Genomic DNA, 14036 nt, shown 5'->3' with positions numbered 1-14036 from the left:
AGTCTATGAGCATTTTTCGATTTCCACTTTTAGTATGGCTAGGGATTGGCATCTTAGTTGTTTGCCTAGGGATAAGGCAGTCTTTCGGTATCTTTATGATGCCTATCTCGGATTACTTCGGGACAGGGCGCGAGTTTTTTAGCTTTGCCATTGCCCTTCAAAACCTTTTGTTTGGCGTGTTTCAGCCATTTGTAGGCATGGCGGCGGATAAATGGGGACCCAAGCGGATTATCATACTGGGGGCCATCTCTTATTCGGCAGGCTTGTACTTAACATCCATCGCTGTCGATCCGAGCATGCTTTATCTGTCTTTGGGGATTTTAGTAGGTCTAGGTTTAAGTGCGACCAGCTATGTGATAGTGCTAGGTGCGGTTGCTAAAGTAGTACCGGCTCAGCATGCGGCTAAAGCTTTTGGATTAACAACCGCGGCTGGATCGTTTGGTATGTTTGCACTCATCCCTGGTGCTCAAACATTCATTGCGCATTTCGATTGGCAAGGAGCAATGCAGGTATTTGCGTTACTCTGTACGGTCATGATTGCCTTTGCAATGTTCATGAAAACCGCTAAGCCTGCCCCTAATTTGGCATCGAACTCAGAAGAGAATCAAACCCTAAAACAAGCACTGAATGAAGCTTTCTCACATAAAGGTTACTGGCTCATTCATGCAGGTTTCTTTGTTTGTGGCTTTCATGTCATGTTTATCGCGACGCATTTACCAAGCTATTTGGCAGACAAAAATTTGCCAGCCTCAAGCGCAGCCATGGCGTTAGCGTATGTGGGCATATTTAATATTTTTGGATCCTATTTTTGGGGAGTCATGGGGGATCGTTTTAATAAACGTCATGTGATGGCTGCTTTGTATTTTATGCGCACGCTTGTTATTGGCGCGTTTGTGACTCTACCGATTACCGAACATACGGCTGCAATTTTTGGTGCGGCGATCGGATTCTGCTGGCTTGGAACCGTCCCTTTGACTTCTGGACTTGTTAGGCAGATCTTTGGCGCTCGTTACTTGTCGACATTGTATGGGCTTGTCTTTTTTACCCATCAAGTCGGGAGCTTTCTAGGGGCTTGGGTTGGTGGGCTTATCTATGACTACTATGGCTCTTATGACCCTATTTGGTGGTCCACGGTAGCATTGGCTTTTATTATTGCAGCATTGATACACTTGCCTATTAACGATAAGCCAGTGGCAAGATTGGTTGCTCAGAACTAAATATCTGAATTGTTGTTGCTCCTGTTATTGTCGATAAACCCATCAGCTATTACGGTGGGTTTTTATTTCTAGCCGTATTTGTTTCTAGCTTTAATTGTTTGGCCGTTTTGATTTAGCCGTTTTGATTTAGTTATATGATTTTCATATAGATAGATTATGATGAGGCTTGGTATCTAGGTGTAAGGAATTGTGTCGTGTCCGAATGGATAACTACCCCCGCGTTAATTGCAATGTTTCTGATTTTTTTAGGCTCTTTCGTTCAAACGGCGATTGGTTTTGGACTGGCTATTGTTGCAGCGCCTTTGTTATTTTTGATCTCTCCAGATTATGTACCTGCGCCAATATGTTTAGTGGCACTGTTTATCTCTATCCTTAATGCACGAAAACATCGCGCCAGCGTATCTATAGGTGGCCTCAAAATGGCATTGATTGGGCGTGTTCCGGGTTCGATTGCTGGTGGGTTTCTTCTGGTTATGGTTTCGACGGATGTGTTGGCCCTTTGGCTGGGCTTTCTGGTTCTATTTGCGGTTGCTGTGAGTTTACTCCCCTATCGTATTGAACCCACGCCAATGCGCATGGGTATTGCGGGTTTCTTTTCTGGATTCTTTGGTACGAGTTCCTCTATCGGAGGCCCTCCAATGGCACTGTTGCTTCAGCATCAGGAGGCCAATCAGCTTCGCGGCAATTTATCTGCCTTCTTCGTGTTCAGTTCTCTTATTTCACTCATTATTCAGATTCCAGCCGGATTTTTGAATACACATCATTTGTGGATTACGATTCCGTTGATTCCTGCATCTTGGATCGGCTATAGATTGGCTATTGCCACGACACAAACCTTACCCAAAGAAATAATACGTGCTGGTGCCTTGGTATTGTGCTCTGTGAGTGGAGTAACCGCAGTGTGGCAAGCGTTTTAATCATTTAAGTTCATATTGAGTTAAGGAAAGCAACACTATGATAATGGAAGTGGCTGTTTTAGATGTGAAGCCGCTGCTTGTCGAGGAGTTTCAACAAGCATTCAGAAAGGCCCAAGCCATTATTTCAGGAATGGATGGGTATATCGATCATCAATTACAGCGGTGTATTGAAGATCCTAATCGTTTTATTTTAATCGTAAATTGGCAAACATTGCAGGCTCACACTGAAGGTTTTAGAGAATCGGAGCAGTATCAGGAATGGAAAGCGTTACTGCATCATTTCTATGATCCGTTTCCAACTGTCGAGCACTATGAGCCGGTTTTTTCATCGAGGTAGTTATGCGTACATTAGGTAATATCATTTGGTTTCTGTTCGGCGGTGTTTTTATGGGGCTAATGTGGTGGATGTTTGGTTTATTAGCTTTTATTAGTATTGTTGGCATTCCTTGGGGACGAGCTTGTTTCGTGATGGGGAATTTTTCATTTTTTCCATTTGGCCAAGAAGCGATCGCACGGGATGAGCTCACGAATAAAGAAGACATTGGCACCGGTGCATTTGGGTTTGTCGGTAACGTCATTTGGTTTTTACTGGCCGGTGTTTGGTTAGCCATTGGGCATATTCTTTCGGCAGTGGCTTGTTTTATTACTATTATTGGTATTCCGTTTGCGCTACAGCATTTGAAGTTGGCACTGATTTCGCTTGCGCCAATTGGGCAAATGGTGGTGTCTAAAGAAGAAGCCGCTGCGGCGAAATATTCATCATATCGTTCGTAAGATCGTATCAGAAAGTACGGACGAGAAAGTACTTATTAGAACGTCATCGCACAATGATCAGACTATAGAGTTAATAGCCTTTGATCCCATACTCTCTAAGCTTTCTTGGCAGCACTTCATCTAACTGGTCACTGTCGCTTGGGAAAATCTCGATCAAGTTCAGTTGGTGCTGCTCGTAGAGGGTTTTGGTTTGGGCTATGTGCTCTTGTTCTGCAGGGCCTGAATCAGTTCCCCAATATTGCAAATAGACATTGCCTGTTGGAAGATAAAAGTCACTTAGGGCATTGTCTTCAATCGGTAATTGGCGCTGATAGGCGTGAGGTATACCGTTCATATAAAGCCAGTTATCAATTCGCAGCTCTCCGACAGAACAGACATAGTGGCCATCTAAAGTTCGGTGTTTGGCTTCAAATTTTTGTCGGAAATTGAAGAGTGACTTATCGGTAGAGTGTGCCGACGCCTCTTGCCCAAGGAACTCTATAACCGACTGTTTTAAATGCTTGTTGTTTGCAATAGAGTCATGCCAAAGAACAAAGCTTTGCTTTGAAGACGCATTTTCTTTTTGAATTGCACCAACGCAGGCTCCAGATCGGGTTGCACTCCAGCCCCGTTCTGTTCTAGTGATCCAGCCCAGTTCGGCGAGCAACTGATTGATTTTTTTCGCGCTAAGATTGAATGTCATGCCGATGTCGGTAGAGGACATAGCCTCACCGGAATAGCGGTCCATATCAATCAGTAGATGAGCGGGCCAGACAATGTAATCACCAAATTTAGGGTGATGAAAGTACTCACCACCAAATTTAGCACCAATCTGAGTCACCACCCATTTATCTTCAAAACGATTGATATAGCCTGATTTTTTAAGGTCAGCAAAGAGCTGTTTAGAATCTATGTCTCTTATTTTTGCCAGCGCAGAAGTAGACAGTTTATGGTTACTCAATGCAGGACCTCTGAATGACGGTGGGATATTGAAAAGGCGAGAACTCAAAAATGATGATGAGCCTCGCCATTGTCTTTTTATTGTCTCACTAGTGATCTAAGTATAAGTAGTTTTGCCAACTTTTCATGCGAATCAATATTTTACGCATGATGGATACGTGAGTGAAGCTATCAGAATAGACGGCAACTTCAACTGCAGTACCCAGCGGCAAGTGATACTCAGATAGATCATCGTTAATGCGTAAAGTAATCAGAACTCGCCCGTTGGTCCGAAGTGCGTCTGTCCCTAGGAGTGCACCTCGAGCTTGGAACTGAGCCTCGCCAATGGCTGGAAGAGCCTCGATTACCTCTCCTTTAAACACGCGCCCTGGTAAGGCTCTGAACAGGAACTCAGCCTCGTACCCTGGTTTGAGACGTTGTAACGAGTTTTGGCGAAAAGCCGCTGTGTAGATCTTCTCTTCGGAGTGAATGAAGGTCATAACAGGAGCCAGTGGCAGAGGAACTGCCATGACGCCCGGTCTTAGCGCAAGTTGTGTGGCATATCCGTCAGTGGGCGCGGTGACGACCGTTTGCTCTAGATTAAATTCTGCCTTCCTCAGGTCGGCCAGCAAACCTGCTACAGCGGTATTTTCACCATCAATCTCTGATTCTAAGGCAATTTGTGCTTGCTCAACCTGAGCTTCAGCGACTTCTAAAGCGGCTTGGCTTGCTTTAAATGCCTGACGTCTGGTATCAAGTTGTTGCTCTGTAAAGGCACCTTTGTCGAAGCCTCGTTGGTAACGGTCAAACTCACGTTGTGCTTTGTCGCGTTCAGCGATGGCTTTTAAACGTGCAGATTCCGCTTCTCCTACACCAGACTCTAATCCAAGTGCATCCTGGCTGGCTTCCTTGATTTTCGCTTTGAGTTTAGCCACTTCCGCTTGGAACGGAATGGGATCAATTTTAAACAGCACATCGCCTTGGCGTAATGGTTTATTGGGCTCTACAGGTACTTCGATGACGCGACCTCTAACACCAGATACGATCGGGGTCGTTGAGTAGACTTGATTACCAATTTGTGTGAATGGGTGGTTATAGTTCATCAATAAAATCAACGTACCAATCAACACAACGCCACCTAGTACCGCAGTGGGTACCGTCCATTTATTCAGTGGGATTTTAAAGATCTTGAAAATCGCGATACAGAAGGCGGTGTAAGTAAGAATTAATAGTAAATCCATTATTTGTCCTCCTGACTTGGATTGGCTTGATTTGATTCTGACTTTAGGCTCGAAACTTCACTTCTAAGCTGCTCGATTTGATCGACGAGTTGATCCACTCGGTTATGAATGTCATGTTGTTCTGCTTCAAGCTTACTGAATCCCCAACCTCGCTCTTTTCGCCATAACGTTGCCCATATCCATAAGAAAGGCCAGATAGCGTGGAGGGTAAAGAGACTGACCCAGCCTGCGTAATGAATCGCATCTTGATGAGGGTGCTCTCTGTCTTTTGCTATCTCGTACGGAATGTCGTGAATGACAATAATCCCGTAAAAGATAACTAATGCGACAAATATAAGTAGGCCAAGGGCCAAATAATCGAGAAACATAAATACTTCCTTTTATCTAAAATGCTAACGTATGTGAGCTTTCAGTGCTTAATGTAAAAGATATGTAAGTTGAGTTTGAATGTATAGGTAAAAATCGATTATTTGGTCAAGCGTGGTGTTTTTTTTCTGTAAATAGCAATGAGTTACCTAAATGGGTTAGAAAGCGCCCAAACAAAAATAAGAGGATAGGGAATGTTCTACGGTGAAGTCGCTGCATTATGTGCAGCTGTTGTGTGGGCGAGTGCAACATGGATTTACAGTCAGTTTAGTCACCAGTTCACAGCGATGCAGCTTAACATTGTGAAAGGGACAGTCGCTTCTGCGATGATGCTAGTCGTTCTTCCGTTTATCCCAAGCCCAGATTTTACGTTAACAACGGAGTATTTTTTTGTGCTTGCTGTGTCTGGAGTGATAGGTATCGCGATTGGTGATTCTGCGTACTTCGCGGCCTTAAAGCGCATTGGTCCAAATAAAACATTGTTGCTAGAGTCTCTTGCTCCACCGTTATCAGGTGTGCTGGCTTTGGTATTTCTGGGGACCGTGATCTCAATTCAGGCATGGTTGGGCGTTGTCATCACCACGTTTGCCGTCGCGTTGGTTGTGTTTCAGCCTAATGGTGATGCTAACCAGGTTTCACGTTCAGGGGTTGGCTATGGCCTACTCGCGAGCGTGTGTCAGGCAAGTGGCGTTGTTATTTCTCACTACGCATTAGTCGCGGGAAACCTTCCGCCCTTACTTGGTGCACTGATTCGTTTGGCGGTAGGGGTGCTTGCGGTAGTAGCGATTATTTGGTGGGTTGAAGATAAGCCGTTTAGAGCGATAAAAAGGAATCTCGGTTCAATGGGGAGTCGTTCATTTATCGGGTTACTCAGTGCTATTTTTGTCGGGACGTTTTTGGCGTTGTGGTTACAACAAGTGGCGTTGAAACATGCGAACCCTGCTATTGCACAAACACTCATTGCAACCAGCCCGTTGTTCATGCTGGTCATTTACGCCATCAGACGTGAAACCATTAGCAAGCTCAGTCTTTTTGGTACGTTGTTTGCGCTATTGGGAATATCGTTATTTTTTCTTTAGTTGCCAAGCAGTTAGTTGCCAAGCCGTTAGTTACCAACTCGTTAGTTACTAAGCCTCTAGTAAGGTTAAAACCGTCAAGTTTAAAGTAATTAAAGCTAAAGCAATTAAGGCTAAAGTTATTGAGGTTAAAGCAATCAAGCCTAGCCGCTAAAACCGGTAGCTAGGCTTGATTGGAAAGAAGAGTAGAGACCATTTGTTACGCTTGTTATTCGGTACATACTTGGTTTCGACCATTCGCCTTAGCCCGGTAAAGCGCTTTATCGGCGCGATAGAAGGTTCGCTGGGTATTTTCACCTTCTCGATGAAGGGTAACACCGATACTCACGGTTAGCCCTCGTTCACCAAGAATTTCTTTCCACCCAAATTGAAAAATTCTCTCGCGATAGTTTTGAGCATGCATTTCCGCTTGTTCAAGTGTAGATTTCTCTAAAATGACCAAAAACTCTTCGCCACCAAAGCGAACACAAGAGGCACCACGGAAGCGAAAGTAAGCGGATAATTCATGGGAAACACTAACAATGGCTTTATCCCCAACCAGATGGCTGAGCTCATCGTTAATCGATTTGAAGTGGTCGATATCGATAACCATTAATGAAAAAGGGGTTTCATGCAATAGTAAGTCTTTGAGCTTTACATCTAACCAACGTCGATTGTGCAGGTCGGTCAGTGGGTCAGTGAAGACATCTTGTTGAAGTTTTTTCACCGTGTTTTTCTGGTTCTCGGTTGTTTCTTTTAATTCACGGTTTTCTATCTCGGATAGAATGAGCTTAAGCTGTAATTCATAACGCGATAAGCGACGTAATTGGCTGGCTCCCAACTCTGTGATTGGGATGTTCTTCATTAAGTCCGACTCAATACGATAGCCTTTCTTCTGGTACTTCAATGCTTGTTCGAAATCGCCCTGAATTTCACTGACATCACTTAATGTATCAAACAATCGTTTGGATAAAATCGGCGTGGCATTGGCTTTAATTCGTTTGCTCGCGTTGTGCAAGACAAGGTTGGCTAGCTGCGGCCTGTTGGTATCACCTAGACAATACGCCAATTCAAGGCGAATCATATTAGATAGCCAGGCTGACTGAATGTTACCTGAGCTGTACTGAATGTTCGCGATGGAGAGCAAAGCTTCATCGCTTCTCCCTTGCTGTCGGTACAGTTTTGCTTGATAGAGGTGAATTTGCCCGGCAAGGATTTTGTTGCTGACTAAAATACTTAATTCTTCACATTCTCGAATAAGATCGTTCGCGGCGGCTAATCGACCTAGCTCAATAAAACAAGACAACATGTAGAGTTTGTATCGTAAGCGCAGGGAGCGGCTGGAAATCGCATGATCAATGCCGTCGATTTTTTGGTAGTAGCGTAACGCTCGACTGTGATCCCCATAGGCATCACATAAATTGCCCATACCCAGAATAGACAAAGCGTAATGATCGATAAATCCATGTTCTACGGCAATAGAGGAGGCAGAGGAATACTCGGCTAGTGCCGCTGAGTAATCGCCGATATCAACAAGATGTTCACTCAAACTATTTTTGACCGATAAAATCGATTCAGCGTCTTTGGGCAGCTGGAGTTGCTCTAATGCGAGGCGAAGTTCATCAATACACGCTTGAATCTGGTTCAGCTCCGCACGATATTCAGCACTGATAATATAGGTTTGAGCTTTTTCTTCGCTTGTGGTCGCAATGTGTTGTCGGACATGATTCCAAAAAATGATCGCTTCTTCGCCAGTAACGGAGGAGGCATCTAACCCAGAATCAGATATTTTATTGATGAGCATTTCCATGGGATACCTCCTTTTCTTGGCTTTGCACGAGTTGCTCCAAAGTGAATGGGAAGGTCAGAATGTCTTGTAAAATAACCTTAGGCAAACGGCTATTAAGGCCTTTTCGCTGCCAAGGGTAGATCTCAATCATTTTTGCTAGTATTTGAAAAACATCTGTTGCTACGTCGTCTTTGTCACTGAGTAGAAGGGCGATTCGATCGCTACTAAGACGAGAAAGAAGATCTTGTTTGTTACACAGAGAGTGCGCTATTTCGGTACAGACTTCCAAGTAGGCATTGTCTTCATGCTGGATAATGATGATGGCATGATTGGAGCGTTTTAGCTCGGTTTTAAATAAGACTAACTGTTCCCACCAGTAGGTCTCGGAGACCATATTGGTTAAGTGTTTTTCTGGGTCAAACTCATGCTGCCCGCGAATTCTGTTGATCAGTTTACGAGCACGTTGCTCAAGTTGTCTTTTCGAAGTACGAGCTTTATCAAGGCCTATACGAGCGGTTTGTTCCCGCAGCATTTCGAGTGAATGTTTTCGGTACTTTTTAAACGCAATAAACGCTTGTTCGTGATTATTGCTTTGCTCTGCCACTAGGGATTGTTGGAAACAGATTTGAGACAGTAGCTCACCATTATCAAACTTAGTGGCGGATATTTCGGCATCAATGAGTAATTTTGTGGCTTTTTCTGGGTTTTTCCTGAGGAGCTCTAGTCGCGCTCGACTGATGTAAGAGTGGGCTTTCATCCAGACAAGATCATTTTTAATCGCTAAATCGTGCGCAGTATTTGTGGCTATTTCGGCATCTTCTAATCTCTCTAGCCCAAGCAATGCCAGGCCACGAAAGTCCCAGACTTCTGCGGTCCAGGTTTTATCGTAGTGATCTTTCAGTACCTCTTCCGCACCATCGAGCACCGTCAGCATTTCGATGAAATTATTGAGTAGGTAAAGATCCCAAGCAAGTAAGATTCGAGCTTTGCCCTCGAGCCAGTCAATCCTCATGTTGTTGGCGACTTTTACGGCAAGCTCATGAGTTGAACAGGCTAGCTTGTATTCATGTGTAATTCGCCAAACATTACCCAAACCGATAAGACATTCAATTTGAATTTCAACTTCATCAACTAACGAGGCTTGCTCAAGTGCGTTAATCCAATATTGCTGAGCGGAATAGTACTTTGCTTGTCCCCAAAATTGTAGGGCGTGGATATGTAAAATTTCAGGAAGATAGTCGTCGGTATCGAGTGAGTTTTGACACTGGTAGGCTTCTTTGATGGATTTTAGCCCTTTACGGTAATCCATTAAGCACCACGAACATCGAGCCATGATGATCAAGCTTTGTATGGTGCCCTCTTGAAACTGAGTTTGTGTTGCTCGAAGATAACACTGCTCAGCTGCCACCAATACCTTTTCCGGCTCAGATTCTATTCGAGCTTTAAGTTGTTCAATTTCAACTTCTAAAAGGTGCTGAGTTTTATCCAAATCTACGGTATCCCTACTCAATGATAATGAGGTCTAAATCCTTTAGAACAATTATAATAGCCTTGTGTGTTTTAGCACTAACTAACTTACACAAGTATATACTACCTCACTAATATAAAACGAAAACTACGGTGTAGTTCACTTGTTTTTTTAAGGAAAAGCCTCTTTAGGATAGTAGATCTCTTAAAGTCAGTGGCAGTTCGGATAGCCCAAGGTTCTGCGCCGCGGTTTTTCCTTGCTTATCTTGATAGCATAAATTATGCCATGCTCTAAAAATATCGAGCATAGGAAGAATGCCACCAGGGCGCAATTTTCGTCGTGGCTCGTTAATAAAACTTGCAAATAATAGCTGAAAACGTTGCTGGTAAAATGAAGTGTGATGGATAGAAGCGTTTTGTAACCAATGAGTTGGGTCTGGTTTGTTGCCTGCAAGATAACAGATACCTTTGGCGCTATCGGCTTGGTTAGCAATAGCCCAACGATCGCGCCACCATCCCATATGAACAATATCTACTTTTTGGTTCTTATCTGTGCTTTTCCAGTTTGAATCTTCTTCTACATACATTAAGTCAACATTTTGGCGTTTGATGCGAGAGACGCAGACACTGAGTGCTGCGGAGCGAAGCAGTGGGTCTTGAGGCATAAATACGCTCAAACGTTTATTGTCGTCGCAGAGTTCGAGTATGTGTAAATAGTGTGCATATGAAGTATAAGGAGCACGCACTAAAGCGCCTTTCGAAGGGTAATTGAAGTGACTAAGGTTACCCATAGGATCTTCAACATTTCCTCGGGCCAGAATCGTTTGGTATTTTTGGTCAATACGTGCTCTGAGAGGTTGATTGGCATTGATTACAGCTTCACTTGCTTCTGATGAATGATTTTTTGAAACGAATCGAGCGGGCGTGGCATAGGGGTCATGATCAATCGAACCCTCGGCTTGTTCTTGAGCCGAGTAGTTGACGTGCTGACAGAGAATATAACCGGTATTGGCTTCACCGGTTGCAATCCATATCACTCCGTTGTCGCTATTGGGTTGCAGTGCAACATAATCTGACGCGAGTTGATAACTGTCGCTGTGTTTCATCCATCGAGCGTCAATCATCGCCAATTTTCGACGACATCGACTGGCAATATGCTCGACATGGTCATAAAAGGTTTTGGGGTTAATATTGAGTTTCCGGCAGATTTCACGCACTGAATAACTCATGAACAATAGCCCAAGCAAATTTTCTTGGAATGAGAGGTTTTTGTTCCCACCCGACCATTTATCTACAAAAGTAGATTGGCAAGCTTTGCATCGGTATCTTTGCCGATCACCGCTGTAACCAAAAGCATGATAGAGGGTCTTATGAGTATGAACAGAAAGGTCGAAGCTTTCGCAATCTTGGTTGCGACAAGCGGGTAGCCCCTCACTATGGAGATGCTGAAGCCGCTGAAGTTCATTCAGAACTTCTTGGTTATTAAGTAAGGGGGGGAAAGCACCACATTCACGGCATACCATCGCTGGTCGTTTAGGATTCGTATGTTGCAGAACATACCGTTCTGCGTTGCTCAATCCAAAGTTGTCACACGCCAATGTTTTACAAAAGTTGAGTTGTAACCCTACAGCTTCCTTTGGTAGCTTGCCGTCAGACACAATCACCCCCTCGAGAATTGACCGACTACAGAGTCGCTCTGCAGTCGGCTTTATGATGAATTAGATATTGATAGCGGTCTCTAGTGCTACTTTCATCATATCGTTGAATGACTTTTGGCGGTCTTCTGAACTGAGTTTTTCACCGCGAATGATATGGTCTGAAACGGTTAGAATGGTCAATGCTTTTGCACCAAGGTCGGCGGCTACGCCATAGATACCAGCGGCTTCCATATCCACCCCTAAAATGCCTAATTTTTCCATTTTCTCAAAAATATCAGCTTCAGGTGTGTAGAAAAGATCCGCAGAGAATACGTTGCCTACTTTCACCGGTACATCCTGGATTCGAGCTTGTTTTACGGATTCTTCTAGAAGACCAAAATCTGCAATCGCTGCAAAATCGTGGTTGTTGAAACGAATGCGGTTTACTTTAGAATCGGTTGATGCGCCCATACCAATAACAACATCCATCAATTTAACATCATCACGTACTGCGCCACAGCTGCCCACACGAATCACATTTTTCACGCCGAATTCAGCAATCAGTTCGTGAACATAAATACAGCACGATGGAATACCCATACCATGGCCCATAACCGATACTTTTTTGCCTTTATAAGTGCCGGTGTAACCGAACATATTACGCACGTCACATACTTGTTTTACATCATCTAAAAAAGTTTCTGCAATGTACTTAGCACGTAAAGGGTCGCCAGGCATCAAAACTGTTTCTGCGAAATCACCAAGTTGAGCATTAATATGAGGGGTAGCCATTGTTATTCTCCAAAGTTAACGGGTATTTACGGATGCTTGTATCCTAAATTACCAATTTTGTTGAATCGTTCTGATTCTGTTGAGGCAATTCTAGCGAGTAATAACCATGCTCCTTGAGAAGTTCATCACATATTTACCCAAAGCGGCAGGAATCAAGGGTATTGATAACCAAATATGTTGAAACCGGTAAGGCAATCGATTTGATGGGGCAATTGTTCACGTTTTGGTCAGAGAATACGCTTCGTCGTCGGAAAGTAACATCAAGGGAGAAACCATATCGTTAATGAGTTATGATTTTAATAATTAGTATTGAAGGGATCAGTTCATGTGGTATCGGTTAGCGGCATTGTGCCTAGTGAGTGCATCAGCATTTTCTGCAACTTATGATTTACCGCCGGAAGGAAGCAGTATTGTTGGTCGAATTCAATACCATGCGATCAATGAAGGTGAGAGCCTTGCCGATATAGCAAAGCAATACGATGTTGGTTTTTTGTCTCTAATGGCGGCGAATAAGGGGGTCGATCCGTTTCTTCCTCAAGTTGACCATGTACTGACGATTCCTTCTCAGGTGATTCTACCTCAAGTTAGTTATGAAGGGATTGTGATTAATTTGGCTGAACTGCGTCTCTATTATTTCGATCCAAACGCTGACCTTGTTCATATTTTCCCGGTCGGTATTGGCAAGATTGGCAGAGACACGCCAGAAATGGAAACACGCATTAGCCAAATGCGTGCAAACCCAACTTGGACGCCGCCAGAGTCTATTCGTAAAGAGTATTTGGCAAAGGGGATTGAACTACCGCGAGTGGTGCCTGCCGGCCCTGAAAATCCACTAGGGGAGTATGCCCTTCGACTGGCTTACGGCGTGGGAGATTATCTTATCCATGGAACGAATAAGAACTTTGGTATTGGGTTAAGAGTCAGTTCGGGTTGTATTCGTATGGATCCTAAGGATATCGAGTGGTTGTTTAATCAAGTAAGTACTGGCGTACCGGTTAAAATCATTGATGAACCCATTAAAATCGCTTTGGAGCCGGATCGCAGTGTGTTTTTAGAGGCTCATGAGCCGCTAACGCGAAATGATGGTAGCAAGAAGGCTTTGTTGTTACCGCAACAATTAACTTGGTGGTTGGATGAATTTAAGATTTCTGATGGCAAAGCCAGAGCGGCGATTTTGGCACAAAATGGTGTACCGATTGAGGTTGTAGGGGCCAATCTGGATGAAGCCCGACAATAAGAAGTACTAAACTGACTAAGCAATCATTCAAATCAAAGTAACTAAATAATAAAAAAATGAGTAATAATAAAAAGGCCAATCAGAGAGATTGGCCTTTATCTAATAACATATGACGTTGAATGTTTTACTTGGTGTAAGACTGGGCAATGTTATCAATACGTTCGTTTGCACGATCAGCTTCTTCTTTCGCTGCCATCACTGCTTCTTTCGCTTTTTGAGCTTCAGATTTTAGCATCGCATGTTCGCTTTTTAGTGATGAAACATCGTCTTGAAGTTGAGTCAGTTGGCTGTTCATGTCATCCATTTTTGCCATTGTTTCTTGATCAGGTGTAGCACAACCTGCAAGAAGAAGTACTGACGATGCTGCAGCTGCGATTAACATCTTGTTCATATATGAATTCCTTAAATTATCATTGCGTCGAAGATTCGTCCTATAAATTTCTATAACAATATAGTGACGAAGTAAATTGTAGTAACAATTTAACAGAACTCCTAGTTAAAGAACGTCAAAAAAAGCCCAGAATTTAAGTGATTAGCAAAAAAAAATGGATTCATCTCACATTTAAGAGACAAAATTTACCTAATTCATTCACATAATACTGAATCGAGATAGAAGCACTTTGATC

14 protein-coding genes are annotated in these 14036 nt (G+C 43.5%); 6 read left to right on the top strand and 8 right to left on the bottom strand.

Going from position 1 to position 14036, the window contains the following annotated elements:
• Positions 1-5 precede the first annotated feature (5 nt).
• The 4 genes from QF117_RS00415 to QF117_RS00400 all read left to right on the top strand — a co-directional run bounded on the left by QF117_RS00415 (position 6) and on the right by QF117_RS00400 (position 2908).
• A complete protein-coding gene (locus tag QF117_RS00415; protein ID WP_282385460.1) occupies positions 6-1217 on the top strand; it encodes an MFS transporter in 1212 nt (403 codons plus the stop codon).
• 230 nt (positions 1218-1447) lie between these two features.
• Positions 1448-2134 (top strand): sulfite exporter TauE/SafE family protein, encoded by a 687-nt coding sequence (locus QF117_RS00410; RefSeq protein WP_282386173.1) that lies wholly within the window; start codon positions 1448-1450, stop codon positions 2132-2134.
• A 37-nt stretch (positions 2135-2171) separates the two neighbouring features.
• Positions 2172-2471, top strand: a complete 300-nt coding sequence (locus tag QF117_RS00405; protein WP_282385458.1) for an antibiotic biosynthesis monooxygenase — start codon at positions 2172-2174, stop codon at positions 2469-2471.
• Between the two features lie 2 nt (positions 2472-2473).
• Positions 2474-2908: a YccF domain-containing protein gene (locus QF117_RS00400; protein WP_282385456.1), complete on the top strand. Its 435-nt coding sequence runs from the start codon at positions 2474-2476 to the stop codon at positions 2906-2908.
• A gap of 70 nt (positions 2909-2978) precedes the next feature.
• Here the strand turns inward: QF117_RS00400 and QF117_RS00395 are convergent, their stop codons facing one another.
• From QF117_RS00395 to QF117_RS00385, 3 genes are all read right to left on the bottom strand, one after another.
• The gene (locus QF117_RS00395; protein WP_282385453.1) at positions 2979-3848 is read right to left on the bottom strand and encodes a glycerol kinase; all 870 of its coding nucleotides are present in this window, start codon (positions 3846-3848) and stop codon (positions 2979-2981) included.
• 88 nt (positions 3849-3936) lie between these two features.
• Positions 3937-5067, bottom strand: coding sequence for an HlyD family secretion protein (locus tag QF117_RS00390; protein WP_282385451.1), 1131 nt, complete (start codon positions 5065-5067; stop codon positions 3937-3939).
• On the bottom strand, positions 5067-5435 hold the full coding sequence (locus QF117_RS00385) for a DUF3302 domain-containing protein (RefSeq protein ID WP_282385449.1): 369 nt from the start codon (positions 5433-5435) through the stop codon (positions 5067-5069). The genes QF117_RS00390 and QF117_RS00385 overlap by 1 nt, the downstream gene beginning before the upstream one ends.
• A gap of 192 nt (positions 5436-5627) precedes the next feature.
• On the opposite strand from QF117_RS00385, the gene QF117_RS00380 reads away from it, so the two are divergent.
• Entirely contained in the window at positions 5628-6512 is an 885-nt protein-coding gene (locus QF117_RS00380; protein ID WP_282385448.1) for a DMT family transporter, read from the top strand.
• A gap of 205 nt (positions 6513-6717) precedes the next feature.
• Here QF117_RS00380 and QF117_RS00375 read toward each other — a convergent pair whose 3' ends face one another.
• The 4 genes from QF117_RS00375 to deoD all read right to left on the bottom strand — a co-directional run bounded on the left by QF117_RS00375 (position 6718) and on the right by deoD (position 12173).
• Positions 6718-8298, bottom strand: coding sequence for a GGDEF domain-containing protein (locus tag QF117_RS00375; RefSeq protein WP_282385447.1), 1581 nt, complete (start codon positions 8296-8298; stop codon positions 6718-6720).
• A complete protein-coding gene (locus tag QF117_RS00370; protein ID WP_282385446.1) occupies positions 8279-9766 on the bottom strand; it encodes a hypothetical protein in 1488 nt (495 codons plus the stop codon). The genes QF117_RS00375 and QF117_RS00370 overlap by 20 nt, the downstream gene beginning before the upstream one ends.
• Positions 9767-9932: 166 nt before the next feature.
• A complete protein-coding gene (locus QF117_RS00365; protein ID WP_282385445.1) occupies positions 9933-11402 on the bottom strand; it encodes a lactate dehydrogenase in 1470 nt (489 codons plus the stop codon).
• Between the two features lie 60 nt (positions 11403-11462).
• Complete coding sequence (gene deoD / locus QF117_RS00360; protein WP_282385444.1) at positions 11463-12173, bottom strand: purine-nucleoside phosphorylase; 711 nt, start codon at positions 12171-12173, stop codon at positions 11463-11465.
• Between the two features lie 325 nt (positions 12174-12498).
• Here deoD and QF117_RS00355 point away from each other — a divergent pair, with 325 nt between their 5' ends.
• A complete protein-coding gene (locus QF117_RS00355) occupies positions 12499-13410 on the top strand; it encodes a L,D-transpeptidase family protein (RefSeq protein ID WP_282385443.1) in 912 nt (303 codons plus the stop codon).
• Positions 13411-13534: 124 nt separating this feature from the next.
• Here QF117_RS00355 and QF117_RS00350 read toward each other — a convergent pair whose 3' ends face one another.
• Positions 13535-13801: an Lpp/OprI family alanine-zipper lipoprotein gene (locus tag QF117_RS00350; RefSeq protein ID WP_017036226.1), complete on the bottom strand. Its 267-nt coding sequence runs from the start codon at positions 13799-13801 to the stop codon at positions 13535-13537.
• Between the last annotated feature and the right edge of the window lie 235 nt (positions 13802-14036).

The sequence above is a fragment of the Vibrio sp. YMD68 genome (assembly GCF_029958905.1).
Taxonomy (GTDB): Bacteria; Pseudomonadota; Gammaproteobacteria; order Enterobacterales; family Vibrionaceae; genus Vibrio.
The sequence above is the reverse complement of the archived record's forward strand: the minus strand, read 5'-3'. Positions and strand labels throughout refer to the sequence as shown.